A 23311-nucleotide genomic window follows, 5' to 3' on the forward strand; every position below is an offset into this window, starting at 1 on the left:
CGCCACCCTGCTGCATCGATAAACAAGGAGTGTATATGTCCCAGCAACACCAGGATCCCCGTCACGATCCCAATCGCGTGATCCGCGCCCCGCGTGGCACCACGCTGACCGCCAAGAGCTGGCTCACCGAAGCGCCGTTGCGGATGCTGATGAACAACCTGGATCCCGAGGTGGCCGAGCATCCCCAGTCGCTGGTGGTGTATGGCGGCATCGGCCGGGCCGCCCGCAACTGGGCCTGCTTCGACAAGATCGTCGAGGTGCTGACCCGGCTCGAGGAAAACGAGACTCTGCTTGTGCAATCCGGCAAGCCGGTCGGGGTGTTCCAGACCCACAAGGACGCGCCCCGAGTGCTGATCGCCAACTCCAACCTGGTGCCGCACTGGGCCAACTGGGAGCACTTCAACGAGCTCGATAAGAAGGGCCTGATGATGTACGGCCAGATGACCGCCGGCTCTTGGATCTACATAGGTACTCAGGGGATCGTGCAGGGCACCTACGAGACCTTCTTCGCGGTGGCCAACCAGCACTTCAACGGCGAGCCCAAGGGGCGCTGGATCCTGACCGGCGGGCTCGGCGGCATGGGCGGCGCCCAGCCGCTGGCCGCTACTATGGCCGGCTTCTCGATGATCGCCGTTGAGTGCGACGAGACCCGCATCGATTTTCGTCTGCGTACCCGCTACGTCGACAAGAAGGCCCACAGCCTGGATGAGGCGCTGGCCATGATCGAAGAGGCCAAACAGAGCGGCAGCGCTGTCTCCGTCGGCCTGCTCGGCAACGCCGCCGACGTGTTCGCCGAGCTGGTGGCCCGTGGCATCACCCCGGACGTGGTGACCGACCAGACCTCCGCCCACGACCCGGTGCACGGCTACTTGCCGCAGGGCTGGAGCGTGGCCCAGTGGCGCGCGCTGCAAAAATCCGCGCCCCAGGAGGTGAACGTCGCCGCTCGCCACTCCATGGCTCGTCAGGTCGAAGCCATGCTGACCCTGCAAAGCCGCGGTGCCGCCACCCTGGATTACGGCAACAACATCCGCCAGATGGCGCTGGAGGAGGGGGTGAAAAACGCCTTCGACTTCCCCGGCTTCGTCCCGGCCTACATTCGCCCGCTGTTCTGCGAGGGCATTGGCCCGTTCCGCTGGGTGGCGCTCTCCGGCGATCCGGAAGATATCTACAAGACCGACCAGAAAGTGAAGGAGTTGATCCCCGATGATCCTCACCTGCACAACTGGCTCGACATGGCTCGCGAGCGCATCGCCTTCCAGGGCCTGCCGGCGCGGATCTGCTGGGTCGGGGTCAAGGATCGGGTACGCCTCGGTCTGGCCTTCAACGAGATGGTCAAGAATGGCGAGCTGAAAGCCCCTATCGTCATCGGCCGCGATCACCTGGATTCCGGCTCGGTGGCGAGCCCGAACCGCGAGACCGAGTCGATGATGGATGGCTCCGATGCCGTCTCCGACTGGCCGCTGCTCAACGCCCTGCTCAACACGGCCGGCGGCGCGACCTGGGTCTCCCTGCACCACGGTGGCGGGGTCGGCATGGGCTTCTCCCAGCATTCCGGCGTAGTGATCGTCTGTGACGGCTCCGATGACGCCGCCAAGCGGGTCGGTCGGGTGCTGCGCAACGACCCGGCCACCGGGGTGATGCGTCACGCCGATGCCGGCTACGAGATTGCCATCAACTGTGCCCACGAGGCGAAACTGGATCTACCGATGATTGACGGCGCCAACGGTGTCAAAGGAAAGGTGTAACACCATGTTTGAATTGACTATTACCCCAGGCGAGCTGGATCTTGCCACCCTGCGCCGCGTCAGCCGCGAGCCGGTACACGTTTCACTGGATCCCGCCGCCCTGGCGGGGATCCACGCCTCCGCCGCCGTGGTCACCAAGGTGATCGAGCAAAACCGGGTGGTGTACGGCATCAACACCGGCTTTGGCTTGCTGGCCAACACCCGCATTCCGGTGGAGCAGCTGGACGAGCTGCAGCGCTCCATCGTGCTCTCTCATGCGGCAGGGATTGGCGAGTACATGGATGACGCCACCGTGCGGCTGATGATGGTGCTCAAGCTCAACTCGCTGGCGCGCGGCTTCTCCGGCATCCGGCTGGTGGTGCTGGAGGCACTGATGCGGCTGATCAACGCCGAAGTCTACCCGGTGGTGCCGAAGAAGGGCTCCGTCGGCGCCTCCGGCGATCTGGCGCCGCTGGCCCACATGAGCTGTCTGCTGATCGGGGAGGGCAAGGCCCGCCACGCTGGCGAGCTGATCGACGCCGCCACGGCCCTGAAGATTGCCGGGCTGGAGCCCATCGCGCTGGCACCGAAAGAGGGGCTGGCCCTGCTCAACGGCACCCAGGCGAGCACCGCCTTTGCGCTGGAAGGCTTGTTCCACGCCGAGGATCTCTACGCCGGTGCCATCACCATCGGCGCCATGAGCGTGGAGGCCGCCCTTGGCAGCCGCCGGCCGTTCGATGCCCGCATCCACGCGGTGCGCGGTCAGCGTGGCCAGATCGACGCGGCCGCCTGCTACCGCCACCTGCTGGTGGATGGCAGCGAGATCGGCATGTCCCATCACAACTGCGAGAAGGTGCAGGATCCCTATTCCCTGCGCTGCCAGCCGCAGGTGATGGGCGCCTGCCTGACCCAGATCCGTCAGGCGGCCGAGGTGCTGGTGTGCGAGGCCAACGCGGTCTCCGACAACCCGCTGGTGTTTGCCGAGGATGAAGACATTCTCTCCGGCGGCAACTTCCACGCCGAACCCGTGGCCTTCGCCGCCGACAACCTGGCGCTGGCCATCGCCGAGATAGGGTCGCTGTCCGAGCGGCGCATGGCGCTGCTGATCGATTCGCGGATGTCCGGTCTGCCGGCCTTCCTGGTCAACAACGGCGGGGTGAATTCGGGCTTCATGATCGCTCAGGTCACCTCGGCGGCGCTCGCCTCCGAGAACAAGACGCTGGCCCATCCGGCTTCGGTGGACAGCCTGCCGACGTCTGCCAACCAGGAGGATCACGTCTCCATGGCCACCTTCGCCGGCCGTCGACTGGCGGACATGGCCGAGAACACCCGCGGCATTCTGGCGGTGGAACTGCTGGCGGCAGCGCAAGGGCTGGATTTTCGTGCCCCCCTGCGCAGCACCGAGCTCATCGAGCTGGCCAAGGGCCGGCTGCGGGAAGAGGTCAGCTTCTACGACAAGGACAGGTACTTCGCGCCGGACATCGAGGCGGCCGCCGCCCTGCTGGGCCGCGCCAGCTACAACGACCTGCTCCCGGCCGGCGTGTTGCCGAGCCTGTAAGCCTTGCTCCCCCTTCTCCCCTGGCGGGAGAAGGGTAGGGGATGAGGGGGAAGCCGTTTCTTTGGCGTCCATGAGATCCCGGAGTAGATAACAAAAGACCGCCCATCGGGCGGTCTTTTCATTGCTGGCGTTGGTACGCGGTTATTCGTGTTCGAACATCAGGAACAGGTACACCACGAACAGCACCAGGTGAGTGGCGCCGTGCAGCACATTGGTGCGGCCGCTGCTGAAGGTCACCTTGCACACCATGAGGGTGGTGAACAGCAGCACCATGTCGGCGGCGGAGAGGCCCAGGCGTACCTCCTGCCCCAGCATGGCGCCGATGAACAGCACCGCAGGCACGGTGAGGGCGATGGTGGCCAGCACAGAGCCGAAGTAGAGGTTCATGGCCCGCTGCAGCTGATTGTTGAAGGCCGCCTTGATGGCGCCGACCGCCTCGGGGGCCAGCACGATACAGGCGACGATAAAGCCACCCAGCGCCGGCGGTGCCGCCAGTACCTTGACCCCGTGGTTGATGGGAATGGCGAGGGTCTTGGCCAGCAGGATCACCACCACCAGATAGGCGAGCAGCAACAGGGTGTGGTAGACGTTGCTCTGCAGCGGGCCGTGGTGTTCTTCGTAATCTTCGTGATCGCTGTCGATGAAGAAGTGGCTGTGGCTGCGGGTCTGGATCAGCAGGAAGACGCCGTAGAGCAGCACCGAAATGATGATGAGCATCCAGGACATGGCGCTCGACATGCTGCCGATGTTGCCCCCTTCGGTGAAGTTGGGCAGCACCAGGCAGAGCAGGGCCAGCGGGATGATGGCCACCAGATAGGATTTGACCCCGTCCAGATTGAAGCTCTGGGTGTGGTAGCGCCAGCCGCCGAACAGCAGAGTGAAGCCCACCAGGCCGTTGGTCACCAGCATTACCACGGCAAACATGGTGTCGCGGGCCATCACTGGATTGGGTTCGCCGGTCAGCATGACCGAGGAGATCATCACCACTTCCAGCGAGATGACCGACAGGGTGAGGATAAGGGTGCCAAAAGGCTCGCCAAGCTTGATGGCAAGGGCATCCGAGTGGCGCACCACCGAGAAGATGGCCCAGGTGACGATGGCAAGCAGCACCGCCGAGACAGGAAGATAAATCCCGAGCGGAGTGGCCTCTGTCAGCAGGTCGCTGCCGAGCGTCTTGAAAAAGAGCAGGGTGAGCAGGCCAACGGGCAGGGCAATCTCTTGCCGGATAAATGACTTCATAGGCAATGGTTCTCATCATCAGGGCGGCGTGAGCCGACGGGTAAGGAACAGGGTGGCGGCGCCACGCAAGGTAGCGCGCCTGTTCATGATAAAGGGAGTTGTCCGCTCAAGGGAAAATCATTTTGTTGCAAGATATGATCGACCGGCCTCGGCAGTGTGGCTCATCGCTCGCCCGTGTGGTTCTGATACCAGGCCAGCAGCCAGATCTTCAGCTTGGTCAGCGCCATGGGCTGTGCATAGACATAGCCCTGGATCAGGTGCACGCCGCGTTGGCCCAGGTAATCCACTTGAGACTGACGCTCGACCCCTTCGGCGATCATCTCCATGCCCGATTCGCGGCCGAAGGCGATGGTGGCATCCAGTACGCTGCGCTTGAGGTCGTCGGTGCCTATGGTGTCGACGAACATTTTGTCGATCTTGATCTGACGGATGCCGAGCCGCTGCAGGTAGGCGAAGCCGCCGTAACCGGTGCCGAAGTCATCCAGCTTGAAGTGGTAGCCCTGCTGCTGCAGGGCGCTGATTTCGGCGATCGCGGTCTCGATGTCGGTGATGGGCTTGCGCTCGGTCAGCTCGAAGGTGAGCTGGGCGGGGGAGGGCCAGCCGTGCAGCAGCAGCAGGTTGCGCAGATGTGGGTGCTCGAGGTGGGCGGCCACTATGTTGACGCTGACCCACTGGCCGGGGGCGAGTCTGGGCAGGTCCGCGATCACCTTTTCCAGCAGCTGGCTGGTCATCGGCAGGATCAGCTGCTGCTCCTCTGCATAGTCGATGAAGGCGCCGGGCGGGATCAGGTCGCCACCCCGCTGCCAGCGCAGCAGCGCCTCGAAGCCCACCACCTGCTGACTGCGGCTGTCGACCACGGGCTGATAGAAGGGCACGAACTCCCGCCGTGCCAGCCCTGCCTGCAGCAACCCCTTGAGCGAGCGCCGGTAGTTGCGCAGCCCCCAGTAGGCGGCGACCAGCAGGGCTCCGACCGCCGCGCCGCCCCAGAGTCCGTAGTGGCGGGCCTGCTGCTGGGCGTAGAGCTCGAGCGCCCGACCTGTCCACAGGGTCTGCCTGATCTCCTGATTGGCACCTAAAAAGCTCAAACTCTGGCTGCCCTCCTCCTGCTTGATGGTGCTGTCACCGCGCGGAAAGATCGGGCTGGCGACTCCCGGCTGCTGCTGGCTGAACTCCAGATAGAAGCAGTTGCGGCAGGGGTACTGCAGCAGGGCGTGGCTCCAGCTGTTGTTCAGCACCCAGTAGACGATGTTGCCGCCGGTGCGGTAGTAGGCGACCAGCTCCTGCTCGGTGTGGAAGCGGGCCTGGGTAGCGGCGAGCCCGAACTGTTCCTGGCTGGGATAGGGTGGCAGCTCGGCCGGGGTGAACGGCTGATCCTGTCCCAGGCTGGAGCAGCCGCCACCGGCGGCGAGCAGGATCCCCTGGATGCGGATGTGGCTGTTGTAGAAGCGGGGATCCCGCAGCAGCGCCATGTCCTGCTCGCCGCAGTCGAAGTGAAACTGGGTCAGCTGGCTGCGGATGCTCTCATCCAGCGCCCGATGGCGTTCCGCCAGGGCGGCTTCGATCTCCGTCTTCTTCTCCTGCAATAGCTGGTGGGCCAGCGGGCTGCCAAGCAGCTGGCTGAGGGGCAGGCTGGCCAGCAGGGGCAGGCAGAACAGCAACAAACTGAGCCAGAGGGGGGAGATGGGTCGCAAGGGATACCTGCCTGATGTGTGGGTGGGATGCATATGGGTGGCATCATCATAGTGCATTAGCTGCATCGATTTGAGCGGAGGCGATCACACTTGTGCAGCAGATTTATAATCTGCTGATAAATAATGGTTTTATAAAATCGACTGCTGAAGATTCAATCGCTGACCTGTCATAAATGACAATTGTCCAGCTTATCTGAAGTGGCTAGAGTAGCCGTGCGGTTTGACTCACCGTGTGTTCAATACTCCTGTATCTGTTTTTTTGTCAGTAGCACAGAGTGTTAGTTTTGATATGAGTGTTTCTTTTGGTCCCCTTTGTGGGACCATTTTTCTGCCCGCCGTTCAGCCAGTGCGCTGAGTTCCCTCCCGTTTCTTCCTGTCATCCGTCATTTTTTGGCCGTCACCCCGCCCGGGGCTTGGTGTTCTCGTACCGGTTTGGGTATGCTCGCCCGCTTAATTCCAGAAGCGGGATCTTCGTCCATAGGCGCGCTTCGAGGTTGGCTGATACGATGAAGCCACATGGATGTTGTCGGGCATACGGAAAGGCACATGAAACTGACCACTCAGCTTGTCTCGTTTATTACCCTGTGTGTCATTGCGGCCATGGCCATGGTGCTGCTTGGCGGGGTGTTCAGCTTTCGTGAGCTGGGCATGGAGATGCAACAGAAGAAGGTCAACTCGCTGGTCGAGATCATCGACAAGCAACTGGAGGTGGCCGACGATCATCAGGATCTCACCCGCTGGCTGCCGACCCTGCTGCGCTCGGCCCACGTGGTGGAGCTGGAGATCCGCCAGGACAAGCAGCGGATCTACTGGTTTCGCGACGTACAGCAGCCGACCGACGAGAGCCTGCTGATCCCCTATCACCAGCCCATGCCCCATCAGCCGGGCATGCAGGCCGACTTCAAGCTGGAGCGGCCGTTCAAGGAGTTCGAGTACTCCATCAAGGCGATGTCCGGCATCTCCCTCGGCGTCTTCATCGTGGTATTCGGCCTCTGGTACTCCATCCGCTGGCTGCGATTGCAGTTGCGGGGTGCCGAGCTGCTGGCCGAGCGCGCCCAGCTGATCCTCGACAACAAACTCACCAAGCTGGCCCATGATCCGGCCGACGAGTGGCCGCAGCCGGCCAGCCAGGCCCTCGACTATCTGCTGGCCGAGCTGGCGGATGCCCGCAAGGAGCGCAGCCGCTTCGACAACTTCATCCGCAGCAACGCCTTCGTCGACAAGATGACCGGCATCGGCAACCGGCTGTTTTTCGACAACCGGCTGGAGAGCGCCATCATGGAGGCGAGCGTGATGAGCGGCGGCGTGCTGCTGATCGAGCTGGCCGGCCTGGAGGAGCTGGATCCCGAGCTGAACGGCCGTCAGAGCCAGGATCTACTGATGGAGGCGAGTGCCTCCATCGCCGCCTTCGTGCGCAAGCACAACGGTGCCCTGCAGGCCCGCTATGCCGGCCAGGTTTTTGCCGTGCTGCTGCCCAACATGTCGGAAAGCGAGATGGTGGATGGCGCCGGCCAGCTGCACAAGAGCCTGCAGCGGCTGCACTGGCCCGAGGCGGTCAATCCAGACACCGCCGTCTATCTCGGCGCGGTTTGCTATCAGGCCGAGGACTCCTTGCTCAAGGTGCAGGAGGAGGCGGAGCTGGCGCTCAAGAGCGCGCGGCTGCAGGGCCACACCGGCTGGTTCCTCTACGAGAAACAGCTGGACGAGGAGCAGAGCAGCAAGGGCACGGTGCGCTGGCGTACCCTGATCGGCCGGCGCATCGAAGAGCACGGCATCGATTTTTATGTGCAACCGGTGCAGCAGGAGCGGGATCAGGTGGTGTTGCAGCAGGATCTGCTGATCCGGATCCACGACGAGCAGGGGCGGGAGCTGCAGGCCGGCGTCTTCATGCCGATGGCGGAGAAGGCGGGGCTGTTGCTGCCGCTGGATCGGCTGGTGGCGGAGCAGACCCTCGGCCTGCTGCGCCAGCGCTCCGAACAGAGCTACCCCATCAGCCTGACCCTCTGCGCCCAGAGCCTGCTGCACCGGGAGTTTCAGCGCTGGCTGTTCTTCGATCTGTTCCAGCTGCCGCGCAGCACCAACGAGCGCTTGATCCTGCAACTCTCCGAGGCTCAGGTCACCCGCCACTACGAGGCGCTCAAGCGGCCGCTGCGGGCGCTGCGCATGCTGGGCTGCCAGCTGGCCATCGATCATGCCGGCCAGGATGTGGTGAGCACCCAGTACATCAAGGAGTTCGAGATCAACTTCCTCAAGCTGCACCCCAGCCTGGTGCGCGAGATCCATACCCGCCAGGTCAACCAGATGGCGGTGCGCAGCCTGGTGGGGGGCTGTGCCAACACCCGCACCCGGGTCATCGCCGTGGGGGTGGAGAGCGGCGACGAGTGGAAGATGCTGCGCCACCTCGGGGTGCACGCCGGGCAGGGCCCCTGGTTTGCCGAGCCGGAACGGCTGGTGTTGGAGCCGGCCGGCGCCTGATGGATGCAAGAGAGGGTCGCCTGGGCGACCCTCTCTTTTTGTGGTTCAGCGTGGTGGTTCAGAGTTGGTATTGCGCCCGGCACGCCGTCACAGGCGCCCCTGCTCCCTCAGCCCCGCCAGCCCCTGCATGCCACCGGTGTGGATGAAGACGATCTTGCTGCCGCGCGGGATACGGCCTGCCGCCAGTTCGCGAAACAGCCCCCACATCGCCTTGCCACTGTAGATGGGCTCCAGCGGCAGGCCCGTCTCGGCGCTGAAGGCCTGCACCCACTGCCAGAGCGCCGGACTGAATTTGGCATAGCCACCGTCGTGGTGATCCAGCGCGATCCGCCAGCCGGGCGTGTCAGCGGCGGCAGGATGGAGCCGGCGCACCTCGTCGGCGATGAAGCTCCCCCCCTTGAGCACCGCGATGGCGAGGATCTGCTGTGGTGCCCGCGTGCCGGCGATGAGCCCGGCCAGGGTGCCACCGCTGGCGCAGGGCAGCACCCAGAGATCCGGCGAGAAGGGCACTTCATCGACCAGCTCGGCCACCCCGGGAATGGCCAGCGGGCTGCTGCCCCCTTCCGGCACTATCAGGGTCTCTTCATCCTCGAATTGGGCCAGCCAGGCGGGATCCTGCCGCAGCCGGTAGCTTTGGCGGTCGACAAAAACGAGATCCATGCCCCAGCCTTTTGCCGCGCTCAGAGTGCAGTTGCTGACGGCTTCCGGCTCCCCGCGTATGATGCCGGTAGTGCGCAGGCCAGATTGGCACCCCGCCGCCGCCAGGGCATGGATGTGATTGGAGTAGGCCCCGCCAAACGAGAGCAGATGGCGTTTGCCCTGCTCCCTGGCATGCAGCAGGTGGTACTTGAGCTTGCGCCACTTGTTGCCCGAGATGGCGGGGTGGATCAGATCGTCCCGTTTGCACCAGAGCTGGACTCCATAGGCGCTCAACAGTGGGTGCGAGACAGCTTGCAGCGGCGAAGGCACCAAGGCGGGCTGCAGAGTCGGCAGCAGCATCGGGGGCGATTGGGGTGACAATGAGTAATCGGTCATTTATCTGGAGGCTAATGCTCTGTTTATGCTAAGGTTTAATCCGTTTTGGGCAGCCAGGTGCGGGTTTCAATGAAACAACTTTTCAGACGTTCGACCCCCAGCCGTCAGGTAGGACTCCTGCTGGCCAGCGATCGGATCATGCTGGCTTCGCTCGGCAACCCGCCCATCTTCGCCACCCGCACCATCAATGGCCCGCAAGAGTGGCCCCAGGCCATGGCCGAGCTGTTCAGCCGCCACGGCCTCGCCAAGTCTAAGGTGCGAGTCGCCCTCGCGGCCAGCCTTTATCAACAGGTCCAGATCGACAAGCCCGCCGTTCCCGATGCCGAAATGGCCGGTGCCCTGCCCTGGGCAATCAAGGATTACGTCAGCGAATCCGTGCTGCAGCTCGCCATGGATTATGTGGATCTGCCCACCCCGCCGGCGGGCCGGCCGCGCATCAACGTGATCTGCGTGCCCAAGGCGCGAGTACAGCAGCTGGCGGATGCGGTCAACGGCATCGCCAGCCTGGACGCCATCGTCAGCGACGAGCTGGCGATGACCGCGCTGTACGAGCCGGATCAGACGGTGCGCATGCTGCTGTGGCAGCCGAAGGGGCAGGATCTGCAACTGCTGGTGTTCCATCAGGGGGGGCTCTGCTTTTCCCGCCAGTTGCGCGGTTTTGGTGCCCTCACCGGCGAGCACGAGCCTGACGCCATGCTGCTCGATTCGCTGGCGCTGGAGATCCAGCGCTCCCTCGACTATCTGGTGGGCCAGCTCAAGCTGCCGGAACTCGGCCAGATGCAGCTCGCCATCGCCTCGCCCTTCATCGGTACTCTGGTGCGCCACATGGAGCAGACCTTCGGCTTTGCCGTCTCTGCCATGGCCAACAAGGCGATCCTCTCCGGCGTAGAATATCTCTCGGCTTATGCAGCCGCCCTGGGAGGTGAGCAATGAGCGTGCTTGCCATGTCGACTGCCAAGGCCAGCAAGTCCGAGTTACTGTCTGGCATCGAGTATCTCTCGGCCTATGAAACTGTCCTGGGGGAGGATGCCTGATGAAACGCCAGATCAACCTCTACGGCGCCGAGTTTCGGCCCAGACGACAGTGGGCCAGCCTCAACCAGATGGCACTGGTATGGGGCGGCAGCGTGCTGTTGCTGCTGTGCGCCGCCGGTGTTATCGCCTGGCAGCAGCACGTTGTCGGGCGCGAGCTGGTGCAGGTGCGGGCGGCGCTGGAGATCAAGCGCGGCGAAGCGCAGCGGCTGGACGCCGAGCTGGCCCGTCACCAGGCCGATGGCCTGCTGCAACAGCAGCTTGCCACCAAGCAGGAGGAGCTGACCGCCAAGCAGGGCTTGATGCGGCAGCTGGGCAGCCTGGCGCTGCAAAAATCCCAGGGCTATGCCGGGCTGATGGCCGATCTGTCCCGCATCCGCGATCCGCAGCTCTCCTTGCAGCGGATCGAGATCGCCGACGGCTACGTCAACCTGTCCGGCTTCGCCGGGCGCAGCCAGGATGTGCCGGCCTGGGTCAACCGTTTCAAGCAGACCCCGTCGCTGGCGGGCAAGCAGTTTGGTGAGCTGACGTTAAGCCGTGACAAGGAGGGTCGGCTGGCCTTCCAGCTCAGCGGCATCGAGCGGGAGAAGCCCTGATGAGCCTGAAAGAGCAGTGGCAGGCCTGGGCCGACAAGATCGCCGCCCTCAGCCAGCGCGAGCGGGTACTGATCCTGCTGACCGGGGTGGTCGTGGTTGGCGCCGTTGCCATCTATGGCTGGCTGGATGGGGCGGCGGTGCGGCTGGAGCAGGAGCGGCTGGCGCTGAGCACTGCCCAGCGGGATCTGGAGATCATGGATCTCGAGAACCAGGGCAAGCAGGCCAAACTGGCGCGGGATCCGGATCTGCACGTGCGTACCCAGCTGGCACAGCTGGATGACGAGCTGGGCAAGCTGGACGCCGAACTGAAGGCCCAGACGGTGGATCTGATCCAGGCCCACGAGATGCCGGCCGTGCTGGAGGCCCTGCTGTCGCGCTCCGCCAATCTGCACATGGTGGCACTCACTTCGCTGACGCCGGAGCCGCTGATGGCGGGCGAGCAGCGCATCAACCTGTTCAAGCACGGCATCCGGCTCAAGCTAGAGGGCGGCTATTTCGATGTGTATCAGTATCTCAAGGCGCTGGAGGGGCTGCCGCGCCACTTCTACTGGAAGCAGTTTGACTACCAGGTGCAGGAGTATCCCAAGGCGGTGGTGGAGATGGAGATCTACACCCTCAGCACCAGCAAGGAGTTTATCCGTGGCTAGATGGTTTCCCCTGTGGGCGTGTCTGTTCAGTCTGCTGGCCCAGGCGCAGCCCGAGCTGTTGCAGGACCCCACCGCACCACTGAGCGGCGCGACCAGCGGCGCCAGTGCAACCGGCCAGCGCGAGGCCGGTCTGCCCAGGCTGCAGAGCATCATGCTGGGCAACGGCCCGGCACTGGCGGTGCTCAACGGCAGCAGTTATCGGGTCGGCCAGCAGGTCGACGGTTATCGCGTGGTAGCCATAGGTGCAGATGCCGTGGTGCTGGAGAAGGGGGGCAAGCACCAGTCGCTGACCCTGTTTGCCAGCAAGGTCCGGATCTGAACGCGCTCCACCCGGGATGGGTAGAGCCAGGTTTGTCGAGTTTAATTGCAAGTCAGGGTGCACTTATTACATGAAAAAACATCATCTCTGCCTGATCTCCGCCGCCGTGTTGACGGCAGGCTGTACCAGCTACCGGCACCCCGAACCCGTGCAGGCCAAGGACGCACTCAGGCATGCCATGACCGAGCAGAACAAGGGCGGGGCGCTGACCAGCGTACCCAAGTCGGTACAGAGCGAACTGCTGCAGCTCAATCGTCCACCCCAGGCCATCAGCATGCCGGAACCGCGGCTGCGCATTGCCGCCCACGACGTGGATGCGGTGGAGTTTTTCGGCTCCCTGTTCAAGGGCTCCCGCTACAGCGTGGCGGTGCACCCCGGGGTGGCCGGCCAGATCTCGGTCGAGCTCAAGGATGTGACCCTGACCGAAGTGCTGGCGGTGGTGGGCGACATGTACGGCTTCGACGTGCAGCGCAAGGGCAACGTGTTCCACGTCTATCCGGCCGGGCTGCGTACCGAGACCATCCCGGTCAACTACCTGATGATGTCCCGGCGCGGTCTCTCCCGTACCTCGGTCAGCACCGGCGGGGTGGCCTCTAACGACAACAACAGCAGTAATAACAACAACTTTGATAACTCTAACAACACCAACAACAGTACCAGCAACCGCTCGTCCAACGGCAGCTCGAACAGCGACAGCAACGGCACCCGCATCGAGACCGACACCAACAGCGACTACTGGACCGATCTGCGTGACACCCTGCAGACCCTGATCGGCAGCGGTGACGGCCGCGCCGTCATCACCAGCCCGCAGGCGGGCCTGGTGACCATCCGGGCCTATCCGAAGGAGCTCAAGGCGGTGCGCGAGTTCCTCAATCAGTCAGAGAGCCACTTGAAGCGTCAGGTGGTGCTGGAGGCGCGGATCCTGGAGGTGGCCCTCAACGAGGGTTACGAGCAGGGGGTGGACTGGAGTGGTCTCTCCGCCAGCTGGGATGGCAACAAGGGCATTACCGGCGGTGGTTCGGCAGCACCTTCCCAACTGCCCACCACCCCGAACCAGATCTTCAGCGCGTTGGGCGGCGGGGCCGGCTTCAAGATTTCTGACGGCAACTTCAACGTGGCGGTCAACCTGCTCAAGACCCAGGGGGATGTGAATACCCTCTCCAGCCCGCGGGTGACGGCGACCAACAACCAGAAGGCGGTGATCAAGGTGGGGACCGACGAGTACTTCGTCACCAACGCCTCCACCACCATCACCACCAACTCGTCCGGGGTGTCCGACAAGACCCCCAATGTGGAGCTGACCCCCTTCTTCTCCGGCATCGCGCTGGACGTGACGCCGCAGATCGACGAAGAGGGCAAGGTGCTGCTGCATATCCACCCCTCCGTCATCGACACCGAAGAGCAGAACAAGGTGATCGACATGGGCACCACAGGCGGCAAGCTTGAACTGCCGCTGGCCAAGAGCTCGATCCGCGAGTCCGATACCGTGGTGCAGGCCAACAACGGCGACATCATCGTCATCGGCGGCCTGATGAAGACCGACAAGCAGGAGATCGTCAGCAAGGTGCCGCTGCTGGGGGACATTCCCTGGGTCGGCGAGGCCTTCACCAATCGTCGCGAAAGCACCAAGAAGGTGGAGCTGGTGATCCTGCTCAAGCCAACCGTGGTGGAGAAGGACACCTGGCAGAACGAACTGCAGCGCTCCTCCGAGCTGCTCGACAAATGGTATCCGCCCAAGGGCTGAGTCATGATCCTGGACCGGTTTGATCACGTGCCGGGGGCCATCACGGGCTCCCTGGCAGAGAGGGCAGGTGATTGCCCATGTACCTGAACCACTTCGGTTTGCAGGAGGCTCCCTTCGGCCTCACCCCCAACACCGGTTTCTATTACGGGCTGCCCCCGCACGAGGAGGCGCTGCAGGTGCTCAACTGGGCGCTGGCGCAGGGGGAGGGCTTCATCAAGGTGACCGGCGAGGTCGGCACCGGCAAGACCCTGCTCTGCCGCAAGCTGCTGAGCGAACTGGGTTCCGAGGAGCGGCCGGTGCGTCTGGCCTGGCTGCCCAACCCCCATCTCAACCCGGCCGAGCTGCGCATCGCCCTGGCGCTGGAGCTGGGACTGGCGGTGCGGGATCAGAGCGAGCTGGACCTGACTGATCGTATCCATCGCCACCTCATCGCTTTGCACCAGCAGGGGAGCCGGGTGGTGGTGCTGATCGACGAGGCACAGGCGCTGCCGGACGAGACGCTGGAGGCGATCCGGCTGTTTGGCAACCTGGAGACCGAATCGAGCAAGCTGCTGCAGATAGTGCTGTTCGGCCAGCCGGAGCTGGATGCGAGGCTGGCGAAGCCCCATCTGCGCCAGCTGCGCCAGCGGATCGGCTTCTCCTACTGCCTGCGGCCGCTGCGTTTCGATGAAACCCGGGCCTACCTGGAGCACAGATTGCAGATTTCCGGTTACCGCGGGGCCCCGCTGTTTGGCGGCCGGGCGCTGCGCCAGCTGTGGCGCGCTTCGCGCGGCATTCCGCGACTCATCAACATACTGGCGCAGAAGTGCCTGATGCTGGCCTATGGCCAGGGGGCGCGCCAGATCGACAGCCGGCTGGTGCGGTTGGCCGTGCGCGACACCGACGATGCCCGCCGCTTCGTGCCACGGCGCTGGTGGCCTCTTGTGCTGCTGCTGGGTTGTGCCCTCGCCTATGGAGTCTGGCAATGAGCGTGATCAATCAGATGCTCAAGGATCTGGAACAGCGCCAGCAGGGGGGCGAGGGGGCCGTCTATGTGCCACCCGTGCGCCAGCAGGGCTGGTGGATGCTGCTGCTGACCCTGATTTGCGGGCTGGCGCTCGGCATTCTGGGCTGGCGCACCTGGATCTACTGGCAGCAGAGCCAGCGGGTCGTCGAGGCCCGCCAGCTGCAGGCGGCCGGCGAGCCCACACCGGACGCCATCGCCCGTGCGGTTCCCGCAGCGGTGCCGGCCAGTACAGAACAAGAGCCGGTGGATCAGGTGGTGGCGCTGCCAACCCCGCGCCACCTTGCCGCACCGCCGACCGCCGAGCCGCAGGAGGCGGAGGAGGCGGAGGAGGCGGAGGAGCGCGCTGCCGATGACGCCGACGTGGCCGCCATCGATGAGGAGGGGCCGAGCGATGAGGAGCTGCAACCCGATCTCTATGCCGAGCTCGCGGCGGAGCAGGAGGCCCCCGCGGCCGCGCCGCGCAAGCCCGGCGTGCTCAAGATAGAGACGGTCAACCTCTCCGAGGCCGAACTGGCCACCCTGGCCGAGCGCAAGGCCACCACCGCCATGGCCAAGGGGCAACTGCGCGATGCCCAGGACAACTACTATCAGGTGCTGGCCCACGATCCCCGCAATCAGGGGGCGCGCGAGCAACTGGCGGGCCTGCTCTACGGCGAGGGTCGTTTGAGCGAGGCGAGCCAGTTGCTGGAAGAGGGGCTCAGATTCGATCCCGAACAGGCCGATTTCCGGCTGCTGCTGGCGCGGCTCGCCATCAGCGGTGGCGATCAGCTCAAGGCGCTCGGGTGGCTAACCGGCCATCGACCGGATCTGGCCAGCAATCTGGATTATTACGCCACCTGGGCCGGGCTCAGCCAGGAGCTGGGTCAGCATGCCGAGGCGGCGGATCTTTACGTGAAATTGTTGCGCCAGCAGCCGGATCAGGGCCGCTGGTGGCTCGGGCTCGGTGTGGCCGAAGATGGCCAGGGCCATAGCCAGCGGGCGCTGGATGCCTATCGCAATGCCCAGTTGCACGGCAACCTGGGCGAGGCGTCGACCAGCTGGCTCGAACAGCGGATTGCCCAGCTTGCCCCCTGACGGGCGGCCGGGATCACTTTTTTGGAGTTTGCATGGCACAACCCAGACTGAAAATGCGCCTCGGCGACCTGCTGGTACAAGAGCAGATCATCTCGGATGATCAGCTGCAGCTCGCCCTGCAGCAGCAGCGTCAGACCGGCCGCAAGCTGGGCACCACCCTGATCGATCTCGGCTTCATCAGCGAGGTGCAACTGCTGCAGTTTCTCGCCCGCCAGCTGGATGTACCCTTCTTCGATCTCAACAACCTCACCATAGATGCGTCGGCGGTACCGCTGCTGCCAGAAGTGCAGGCGCGCCGCTACCGCGCGCTGGCGGTCAACCTCACCGACAACAAGGTGACGGTGGCCATGTCGGATCCGGCCGACTTGAGCGCCCTCGACGCCATCGCGGCGCTGCTGCGCCCGCGGGAGATGGGGCTGGCGGTGGCGCGGGAAGGTCAGCTGCTGGAGTATTTCGATCGCCTCTATCGCCGCACCCGTGAGATCGAGAGCTTCGCCGAACAGTTGCATGAGGAGTATCAGGACGCCGGCTTCGAGCTGGGCTCCAGCAATCTGGGGGCCGGTGACGAGGGGGAGGCGACGGTGGCCAAGCTGCTGCGCTCCCTGTTCGAGGATGCGGTGCAGGTGGGAGCCTCCGATATTCACATCGAACCGGATGAGAAGGTGCTGCGCATTCGCCAGCGCATCGACGGCATCCTGCACGAGAACATCCTGAGCGAGGTGCGTATCGCCCAGGCGCTGGTGCTGCGCCTCAAGCTGGTGGCCGGCCTCGACATCTCCGAGAAGCGGTTGCCGCAGGATGGCCGCTTCAACATGAAGGTGCGCGGCCGCGACGTGGATGTGCGGATGTCGACCATGCCGGTGCAGTACGGTGAATCCGTGGTGATGCGACTGCTGGACCAATCCTCCGGCATCCTGTCGCTGACCGAGACCGGCATGCCGCCGGAGATCCTGACCCGCTTCCGGCGCCAGCTCAAGCGACCCCACGGCATGATCCTGGTGACGGGGCCGACCGGCAGCGGCAAGACTACCACCCTCTATGGCGCCCTCTCCGAGCTCAACCAGGCCAGCCAGAAGATCATCACGGTGGAAGATCCGGTGGAATACCGGCTGCCCAGGGTCAATCAGGTACAGGTCAATCCCAAGATCGGGCTCACCTTCTCCCACGTGCTGCGCTCCACTTTGCGTCAGGACCCGGACATCCTGCTGGTGGGCGAGATGCGGGACAACGAAACGGTGGAGATCGGCCTGCGCGGCGCCATCACCGGTCACCTGGTGCTGACCACGCTGCACACCAACGATGCGGTTACCAGCGCCCTGCGTCTCATCGACATGGGGGCCCCGGGCTATCTGGTGGCGAGCGCGCTGCGGGCCGTGGTGGCCCAGCGGCTGGTGCGGCGGGTGTGCGAGCACTGCGTCGAGGAGAAGGCGCCGGATGAAGGCCAGGCCACCTGGCTGACCGTGCTCTCCGGCGAAGCGCCGGGCCAGCACGTCTATCACAAGGGGCGCGGCTGCCAGAGCTGCAACTTCACCGGCTATGCCGGCCGGATCGGGGTGTACGAGCTGCTGGAGCTGGATCAGCCCATGATGGACTCCCTGCGCCGCAACGACGCCGAAGGGTTTGCCAAGGCGGCCCGCCAGCACCCGCACTACCGGCCGCTGGCGCTGACCGCACTCGATTACGCCCGCCAGGGGATCACCTCGGTGGACGAGGTGCTGCGGCTGGCGGAGGACCTGGGGTAAGTGATGACCAACTTCATCGGCAATGAACACGGCCGGCTGGCGCGAGGCACCCCATGAGCAGCTTCGCCTACAAGGGGCGCGACAGCCAGGGGAATGCCGTCAGCGGGGTGATGGAAGCGACCACCGAGATGGCTGCGGCCGAGCAGTTGATGCGCCGCGGCGTGATGCCGACCGAGTTGAAACCCGGCAAGGCGAAGGCGGCCGCCCTCGACTGGTCGCTCTTGCTGGAGCGGGGCGTGCGGCTGGACGAGCTGGTGGTGTTCAGCCGCCAGATGTATGCCCTGACCCGGGCCGGCATCCCCATCCTGCGCGCCATCGCCGGGCTGGAGGAGAGTGCCCACAGCAAGCCGCTCAAGCGGGCGCTGCACGCGCTGGGAGAGGATCTGGGCAACGGCCGGCCGCTGTCGAGCTCGATGCAGGCCCATCCCAGGGTGTTCAGCAGCCTGTTCGTGGCCATCATCCACGTGGGGGAGAACACGGGTCAGCTGGAAGAGGCGTTCTTGCAGCTTGCCAACTATTTCGAGCTGGAGCTGGAAACCCGCAAGCGGATCAAGACCGCCATGCGCTACCCCAGCTTCGTGCTGATTGCCATCGGCATCGCCATGGTGATCCTCAACATCATGGTGATCCCGGTCTTTGCCGGCATGTTCGCCAAGTTTGGCGTCGAGCTGCCGCTGGCGACCCGGATCCTGCTCGCCACCTCCCACTTCTTCGTGCACTACTGGTGGGTGATGCTCGGCGTGTTGCTGGCCATGGTGTTTGGCTGGCGGCGCTGGGTGAGCACGGTCAAGGGCAAGCTGACCTGGCACAGATGGCAGCTCAAGTTGCCGATCGTCGGCACCATCATAGAGCGCTCCCTGCTGGCCCGCTTTGCCCGCAGCTTCTCCATGATGCTCAAGGCCGGGGTGCCGCTCAACACGGCGCTGAGCCTGGTGGCCGATGCGGTGGACAACGCCTGGATGGCGGGCCGGATCCGCGACATGCGGGCCGGCATCGAGCGGGGCGAGAGCCTGCTGCGCACCGCTGGTAGCAGCGGCCTGTTCACCCCGCTGGTGATGCAGATGATCGCGGTGGGGGAAGAGACCGGCCAGGTGGATGATCTGCTGCACGAGGCAGCAGAGTATTACGAGCGGGAGGTGGATTATGACCTCAAGAGCCTTACCGCCCGGATCGAGCCGATCCTGATCGGGATCGTGGCGGTCATGGTATTGATCCTGGCGCTGGGCATCTTCACGCCCATGTGGGACATGATGCGGGCCGTGCGCGGCAAATAACCGGTATCTTTACCGTCACTGAGGCGGTACATGATGGGGGCCGTGCGTGGCAAGTAACCGGGCAATGAGGCGGGCGGTATGGGTAAGCGGCAGAGAGTGGAGCGAGATGGGTGAGTCGACAGTCACAACAGGATGAGCACTGGCTGGGGAGCTATCGGCGGCTGGCCGTGGGGATCCTGTTGCTGATCATGGTGGCGACCCTGGCCCGAAGCTATCTTGTCCACCGGGAGGAGGCGCTGGCCGTCAGCCTGACCCTGCTGGGGGAGCAATTTGCCGAGCGCGCACAAAGGTTGCATGGGCTCTGGCTCGATCAGCGGCGTCCCGCCGTGCTGCATGCCGATGGAATGGCCTGGCAGTTTGATGAACGTGGCTGGCCACTGGGTGCCGGTACAGTGATGACGCCGTCGGAAAACTGCCGTTGGCTGTGGGAGCAACTCATCGGTACGGCAGCGTCGACCCAGCCGCCGGTGCAGGCCTTGGCGAGCCTGGATGGTGAAGGGTGCCAGTTCGGCTGGGAGAATAATTGGCTGATTTATCAATTTTCTGACGGCAGAGTGCAACAAAAGCCCTGAATGAGGCTTATTTTGCGATTCAGCTAAATGATTTTTTTATATCTGCATGAAATAATGCGGGTTATTACGGAGGGTCCATGACAACAACGCGACTGGTACCAAGATATTCCGGTGTGGCGAGTCCCCATCGGGTGGCGGGTTTCTCGTTGATCGAGCTGGTGATCGTCATCGTCATCCTGGGGATCCTGGCGGTCACCGCCTTGCCCCGTTTTCTCGATGTCACGGACGAAGCCAAGAAAGCCAGTGTGGAGGGGGTCTCCGGCGGATTTGCCACCGGCGTGTCGCTGGTGCGGGCTCAATGGGAGGCCGAAGGGCGCGCCAAGCAGGACAGCCTCAACACCGTACTCTATGACGGTTCACGCTTTTATCTGACCACGCCGACCGACACCCAGGTCAGCAACGGCGAGCTGTCACCCGGCTATCCCATGGATACCTCGGCCGGTGGCGGCATCGACGTGGATCCGGCCAACCTGACGGCCCCGCGCTGTCTCAAGATTTGGGAGGGTCTGCTGCAGAATCCGCCCAAGGCTACCGCCAGCTTCAGCGAGGTGCGTGGTAGCGGCAATGACCTGAAATACTATGTCAGTGTGACCAATAACGGCCTGGACTCGGTCTGCCGCTACTATCTGGTCAATAGTTTGAGTAAGGGTAGTGATGGCAAGTATCAGGATCCGCAAGGCAGTACTGATGCATTCATGAGTTTCAGTTACCGTCCGGCTTCCGGTCAGGTGACCACCAATATCAATTGACAGAGGAAAGCAATATGAAAAAACAGGCGGGTTTTACCCTGATCGAACTGGTCATCGTGATCATCATTCTGGGTATCCTGGCAGTGACCGCTGCTCCCAAGTTCCTGAATCTGCAGGATGATGCGCGTCTGGCCGCAGCCAATGGCGTGAAGGCATCCCTGCAGAGTGCCTCCCAGATGGTATACAGCAAGGCAGCCATTCAGGGCATCGAGAGCACTTCCGGTGCCGTTTCTGTCGCCGGTACAACCATTAATACCAAGTTTGGCTATCCGGTGACTGCCGATGCCGGCAAGACAGTCGCACTGGACGGTTGGAGCGAGGTGTCTGGCTCTGCTGGTACTTTCAAACCGAGCAACGAGCCCAACAGCAAATGTGCCGTGACTTACAGTAATGCCATCACGGCAGTGGGCGGTGTCCCCTCCATCGCCGTCAGCACTGACTGCGGTCAGTAATGACTAGGAAGGCGAGGTTTCGGCCTCGCTTTCTCTATGCCCCTAATGAGAACAGGCATGCCCATAACCAAGGGCTTTACCCTGATTGAACTGGTTATCGTGATCCTGTTACTAGGGATTCTGGCCGCCTTTGCCGTGCCCAAATTGCTGGGCAAAGGCGGCTTTGAAACCCAAACCCTTCGTGATGAGCTGTTGACCCGGCTGCGGCTGGTGCAGACCATCAACATGCATGAGCCCGCCGACCGCTGTACCCAGCTGGTGGTGGAGGCTTCCCGTTTTGCCCATATCACGCTGGCGGTTGCCGGTGCGGCATGTCCGGCTCCCGGCCCCATGACCGGCTGGAGCGACAATCAGCGCACCCGTGGCCGCCTTGTGACCCCTTCCGCCGGTATGGCGGTCTCCCTCAATAACGCCAGCAGTTTCGTGATCCGCTTTGATCAGATGGGCAGGCCGCTCGGCAGCTGTGCCACGGGTTGTACCCTGCTGGTGAGCGATGGCCGGGAAACCGGCCGCATCAATATCGAATCCGAGGGCTATATCCATGAGAGCCCCTGAGCGCGGTTTTACCCTGATCGAGCTGATCGTCGGCATAGTGCTGCTGGCGGTGGCGCTGACCGGCATTCTGGGGCTGTTGATCAATCAGGCTCCCCAGGCGGTGGATCCGGTGCAGCAGGTGCGGGCCGCCCAGCTGGCCCAGCGCCTGGCCGGCGAGATCCAGCAAACATCGTTCGATGAACAGTCGGATCACAACGGTGGCCGTTATCGCTGTGGTGAGGTGGTGGCCGGCGTCACCATTCAGGCCTGCTCGACCCACTATGGCCCGGACGGTGAGCCTGCCCCCTACATGTTCAACGACGTGGACGATTTCGATACTGCTGGCAGCTGGAAAGATGCCAGCTTCTACACCCAGAGCGGCGGCATCATCGCCAGCGACGAGTATCGCAACTATCAAGTCCGGATTGCGGTGAGCCCGGTCGACTTCAGCGATGGAACATTCAAAAACACCTGTACTGCCCCTGTTCGGTGGGCAAGCGCATCGATCTGCAGGTGCGCCTGCCTGACGAGAGCGTGCTCGACTTCTCCTTCTATCGGGGCAACTACTGATGCGGACGGCGAGCGGTTTTACCCTGATCGAACTGGTGATGGTGATCCTGCTGCTGGGGATCATGGCCACCTTCGCCAGCCAGTTCATCGGCATCGGCACCCAGATCTACGGCGATGCCAGCAGCCGCGAGCAGCTGATGAGCGATGCCCGCTTCGCCATGGAGCGGCTCAACCGCGAGGTGCGCGATGCGCTGCCGGGCTCCGAGCGGATTGAAGCCCTGGATGGCAGCTGGGATGACAGCGGTCCCTGCCTGCGTTTCTGGCCCATCAGCACCTCCAGCCGCTATCTTGCACTCAACCGTGCCCAGTCCGGCAGCACATCCACCCTGGAACTGGTGATGGCGACCCCTGCCTCGGCCGTCGATCCCATGAGTCCGGATGCCGGTGCGGTCAAGGCGGGGGACCTGATGGTGGTCTTCCCGATGCCGACGTCAGCGGCCGGCTCACTGGTCAATGGCTGTGAATATGGCCGCTGTGTCGCCAGGGTCACCGAGGTGCTGGCACCGGTATCGGGGGCGCAGACCGTTCGCTATACCAGTGGCGAGACCCTGGCCGGGATCTCGCCCGGCAGCCGGGTCTATTTTGCCAATCAGCAGGTACGCTACTGCGTGGAAGGCAGCACGATGACGCGATCCAGTGCCGCGATCGATACCCCTGTTGCAGCGGGTGTGCTGATGGCTGAGTCGCTTCGTGCCGGCAACTTCTATCGGGAGGTCTCGGCCTTCAATGCCGAAGGGGCGTTTGGCGTGCGGCTGGTGTTCGAACGCCAGGGCGAAGCGGTCACCTTCAACCACAAGCTGGGGGTCTTCAATGTTCCCTGAGCGGCGCCAGAGCAAGAAGATGGGGGGCAGTGCCCTGATGATCGCCCTGTTCGTGATCGTGGTGATGGCCATGTTGGCGGCGGTCATGGGGCGCTTTTTGCTCGACAGCAGCGAGAAGAATACGGTGGAGGTGCGTAGCGTGCGTGCCTTGCTGGCGGCCCAGAGCGGGCTGGAAGTAGCGCTCTATCGGCTATTCCCCAACCGGACGGCCGCCCAGCCCCAGCCACCTGCGGTGTGCGAGCCCAGCAAGCCGATCAGCTTCACCGGCAATTCGGGGCTGGTTGACTGTCAGGCGGTGGTGCAGTGCAGCACCGTGACCACTACCTATAACGGCGTGACGAGCACCGGTTATCGGCTCGAGAGCGTCGGCAGCTGTGGCAACGACAATCTTGATGGCGCCAGTCCAGACTTCAGGGTGAGCCGCACCCTGATGGTCGAAGCGTATGACGGAGGCTGAT

General features: G+C 63.7%; 21 protein-coding genes and 1 pseudogene. 19 read left to right on the top strand and 3 right to left on the bottom strand.

Features of this window, described 5'->3' with window-relative positions; translation table 11 throughout:
- The first annotated feature begins 35 nt into the window (after positions 1 to 35).
- A complete protein-coding gene (gene hutU, locus E5E97_RS06070; protein ID WP_118882077.1) occupies positions 36 to 1745 on the top strand; it encodes a urocanate hydratase in 1710 nt (569 codons plus the stop codon).
- 4 nt (positions 1746 to 1749) lie between these two features.
- Complete coding sequence (gene hutH, locus E5E97_RS06075; RefSeq protein ID WP_011704356.1) at positions 1750 to 3282, top strand: histidine ammonia-lyase; 1533 nt, start codon at positions 1750 to 1752, stop codon at positions 3280 to 3282.
- Positions 3283 to 3423: 141 nt separating this feature from the next.
- On the opposite strand, the gene E5E97_RS06080 is transcribed toward hutH, so the two are convergent.
- Both E5E97_RS06080 and E5E97_RS06085 read right to left on the bottom strand, forming a co-directional pair.
- A complete protein-coding gene (locus E5E97_RS06080) occupies positions 3424 to 4521 on the bottom strand; it encodes a calcium:proton antiporter (protein ID WP_017408799.1) in 1098 nt (365 codons plus the stop codon).
- A gap of 161 nt (positions 4522 to 4682) precedes the next feature.
- Complete coding sequence (locus tag E5E97_RS06085; RefSeq protein WP_171279981.1) at positions 4683 to 6212, bottom strand: EAL domain-containing protein; 1530 nt, start codon at positions 6210 to 6212, stop codon at positions 4683 to 4685.
- A gap of 546 nt (positions 6213 to 6758) precedes the next feature.
- On the opposite strand from E5E97_RS06085, the gene E5E97_RS06090 reads away from it, so the two are divergent.
- The gene (locus E5E97_RS06090; protein ID WP_171279982.1) at positions 6759 to 8687 is read left to right on the top strand and encodes an RNase E specificity factor CsrD; all 1929 of its coding nucleotides are present in this window, start codon (positions 6759 to 6761) and stop codon (positions 8685 to 8687) included.
- 87 nt (positions 8688 to 8774) lie between these two features.
- On the opposite strand, the gene E5E97_RS06095 is transcribed toward E5E97_RS06090, so the two are convergent.
- A complete protein-coding gene (locus E5E97_RS06095; protein WP_162902106.1) occupies positions 8775 to 9686 on the bottom strand; it encodes a 1-aminocyclopropane-1-carboxylate deaminase/D-cysteine desulfhydrase in 912 nt (303 codons plus the stop codon).
- 105 nt (positions 9687 to 9791) lie between these two features.
- Between E5E97_RS06095 and mshI the strand changes: the two genes are divergently transcribed.
- The 16 genes and pseudogenes from mshI (at position 9792) to E5E97_RS06175 (ending at position 23310) form a co-directional block, all read left to right on the top strand.
- Positions 9792 to 10655, top strand: a complete 864-nt coding sequence (gene mshI, locus E5E97_RS06100) for an MSHA fimbrial biogenesis protein MshI (protein WP_118882075.1) — start codon at positions 9792 to 9794, stop codon at positions 10653 to 10655.
- Between the two features lie 100 nt (positions 10656 to 10755).
- Positions 10756 to 11349: an MSHA fimbrial biogenesis protein MshI1 gene (gene mshI1, locus E5E97_RS06105; RefSeq protein WP_016349153.1), complete on the top strand. Its 594-nt coding sequence runs from the start codon at positions 10756 to 10758 to the stop codon at positions 11347 to 11349.
- On the top strand, positions 11349 to 11996 hold the full coding sequence (gene mshJ / locus E5E97_RS06110; RefSeq protein WP_118882073.1) for an MSHA fimbrial biogenesis protein MshJ: 648 nt from the start codon (positions 11349 to 11351) through the stop codon (positions 11994 to 11996). Before mshI1 ends, mshJ begins: the two co-directional genes overlap by 1 nt.
- A complete protein-coding gene (mshK, locus tag E5E97_RS06115; RefSeq protein ID WP_118882072.1) occupies positions 11989 to 12315 on the top strand; it encodes an MSHA fimbrial biogenesis protein MshK in 327 nt (108 codons plus the stop codon). The genes mshJ and mshK overlap by 8 nt, the downstream gene beginning before the upstream one ends.
- A 70-nt stretch (positions 12316 to 12385) precedes the next feature.
- Positions 12386 to 14059: a pilus (MSHA type) biogenesis protein MshL gene (gene mshL / locus E5E97_RS06120; RefSeq protein WP_118882071.1), complete on the top strand. Its 1674-nt coding sequence runs from the start codon at positions 12386 to 12388 to the stop codon at positions 14057 to 14059.
- Between the two features lie 77 nt (positions 14060 to 14136).
- The gene (gene mshM / locus E5E97_RS06125; protein WP_041216125.1) at positions 14137 to 15027 is read left to right on the top strand and encodes an MSHA fimbrial biogenesis protein MshM; all 891 of its coding nucleotides are present in this window, start codon (positions 14137 to 14139) and stop codon (positions 15025 to 15027) included.
- Positions 15024 to 16139: an MSHA fimbrial biogenesis protein MshN gene (gene mshN / locus E5E97_RS06130; protein ID WP_171279983.1), complete on the top strand. Its 1116-nt coding sequence runs from the start codon at positions 15024 to 15026 to the stop codon at positions 16137 to 16139. The genes mshM and mshN overlap by 4 nt, the downstream gene beginning before the upstream one ends.
- 32 nt (positions 16140 to 16171) lie before the next feature.
- Entirely contained in the window at positions 16172 to 17881 is a 1710-nt protein-coding gene (gene mshE, locus E5E97_RS06135) for an MSHA fimbrial ATPase MshE (protein ID WP_011704368.1), read from the top strand.
- 53 nt (positions 17882 to 17934) lie between these two features.
- Positions 17935 to 19155: an MSHA fimbrial biogenesis protein MshG gene (gene mshG, locus E5E97_RS06140; protein WP_171279984.1), complete on the top strand. Its 1221-nt coding sequence runs from the start codon at positions 17935 to 17937 to the stop codon at positions 19153 to 19155.
- Between the two features lie 110 nt (positions 19156 to 19265).
- Positions 19266 to 19727 carry a hypothetical protein gene (locus E5E97_RS06145; protein WP_043125773.1) on the top strand — a complete coding sequence of 154 codons (462 nt, stop codon included), beginning with the start codon at positions 19266 to 19268 and terminating at the stop codon, positions 19725 to 19727.
- A 77-nt stretch (positions 19728 to 19804) separates the two neighbouring features.
- On the top strand, positions 19805 to 20476 hold the full coding sequence (mshB, locus tag E5E97_RS06150; protein WP_113995438.1) for an MSHA fimbrial major subunit MshB: 672 nt from the start codon (positions 19805 to 19807) through the stop codon (positions 20474 to 20476).
- Positions 20477 to 20490: 14 nt separating this feature from the next.
- A complete protein-coding gene (locus E5E97_RS06155; protein ID WP_042066868.1) occupies positions 20491 to 20928 on the top strand; it encodes a prepilin-type N-terminal cleavage/methylation domain-containing protein in 438 nt (145 codons plus the stop codon).
- 63 nt (positions 20929 to 20991) lie between these two features.
- Complete coding sequence (gene mshC / locus E5E97_RS06160) at positions 20992 to 21483, top strand: MSHA fimbrial minor subunit MshC (RefSeq protein ID WP_118882329.1); 492 nt, start codon at positions 20992 to 20994, stop codon at positions 21481 to 21483.
- Positions 21470 to 22032: pseudogene (gene mshD, locus E5E97_RS06165) on the top strand (MSHA fimbrial minor subunit MshD). The gene mshC and the pseudogene mshD overlap by 14 nt, the downstream one beginning before the upstream one ends.
- Positions 22032 to 22853 carry an MSHA fimbrial biogenesis protein MshO gene (gene mshO / locus E5E97_RS06170; protein ID WP_118882068.1) on the top strand — a complete coding sequence of 274 codons (822 nt, stop codon included), beginning with the start codon at positions 22032 to 22034 and terminating at the stop codon, positions 22851 to 22853. Before mshD ends, mshO begins: the two are co-directional and overlap by 1 nt.
- Positions 22843 to 23310, top strand: coding sequence for an MSHA biogenesis protein MshP (locus E5E97_RS06175; RefSeq protein ID WP_171279985.1), 468 nt, complete (start codon positions 22843 to 22845; stop codon positions 23308 to 23310). The genes mshO and E5E97_RS06175 overlap by 11 nt, the downstream gene beginning before the upstream one ends.
- Position 23311 lies beyond the last annotated feature (1 nt).

The organism is Aeromonas sp. 2692-1 (genome assembly GCF_013085505.1).
Classification (GTDB): domain Bacteria; phylum Pseudomonadota; class Gammaproteobacteria; order Enterobacterales; family Aeromonadaceae; genus Aeromonas; species Aeromonas hydrophila.

Bases quoted from the DNA above. Each gene is read 5' to 3' on its own strand.
- hutU (WP_118882077.1), top strand. From the start codon at position 36: ATGTCCCAGCAACACCAGGATCCCCGTCACGATCCCAATCGCGTGATC.
- hutH (WP_011704356.1), top strand. From the start codon at position 1,750: ATGTTTGAATTGACTATTACCCCAGGCGAGCTGGATCTTGCCACCCTG.
- E5E97_RS06080 (WP_017408799.1), bottom strand. From the start codon at position 4,521: ATGAAGTCATTTATCCGGCAAGAGATTGCCCTGCCCGTTGGCCTGCTC.
- E5E97_RS06090 (WP_171279982.1), top strand. From the start codon at position 6,759: ATGAAACTGACCACTCAGCTTGTCTCGTTTATTACCCTGTGTGTCATT.
- E5E97_RS06095 (WP_162902106.1), bottom strand. From the start codon at position 9,686: ATGCTGCTGCCGACTCTGCAGCCCGCCTTGGTGCCTTCGCCGCTGCAA.
- mshI (WP_118882075.1), top strand. From the start codon at position 9,792: ATGAAACAACTTTTCAGACGTTCGACCCCCAGCCGTCAGGTAGGACTC.
- mshI1 (WP_016349153.1), top strand. From the start codon at position 10,756: ATGAAACGCCAGATCAACCTCTACGGCGCCGAGTTTCGGCCCAGACGA.
- mshJ (WP_118882073.1), top strand. From the start codon at position 11,349: ATGAGCCTGAAAGAGCAGTGGCAGGCCTGGGCCGACAAGATCGCCGCC.
- mshL (WP_118882071.1), top strand. From the start codon at position 12,386: ATGAAAAAACATCATCTCTGCCTGATCTCCGCCGCCGTGTTGACGGCA.
- mshM (WP_041216125.1), top strand. From the start codon at position 14,137: ATGTACCTGAACCACTTCGGTTTGCAGGAGGCTCCCTTCGGCCTCACC.
- mshN (WP_171279983.1), top strand. From the start codon at position 15,024: ATGAGCGTGATCAATCAGATGCTCAAGGATCTGGAACAGCGCCAGCAG.
- mshE (WP_011704368.1), top strand. From the start codon at position 16,172: ATGGCACAACCCAGACTGAAAATGCGCCTCGGCGACCTGCTGGTACAA.
- mshG (WP_171279984.1), top strand. From the start codon at position 17,935: ATGAGCAGCTTCGCCTACAAGGGGCGCGACAGCCAGGGGAATGCCGTC.
- mshB (WP_113995438.1), top strand. From the start codon at position 19,805: ATGACAACAACGCGACTGGTACCAAGATATTCCGGTGTGGCGAGTCCC.
- E5E97_RS06155 (WP_042066868.1), top strand. From the start codon at position 20,491: ATGAAAAAACAGGCGGGTTTTACCCTGATCGAACTGGTCATCGTGATC.
- mshO (WP_118882068.1), top strand. From the start codon at position 22,032: ATGCGGACGGCGAGCGGTTTTACCCTGATCGAACTGGTGATGGTGATC.
- E5E97_RS06175 (WP_171279985.1), top strand. From the start codon at position 22,843: ATGTTCCCTGAGCGGCGCCAGAGCAAGAAGATGGGGGGCAGTGCCCTG.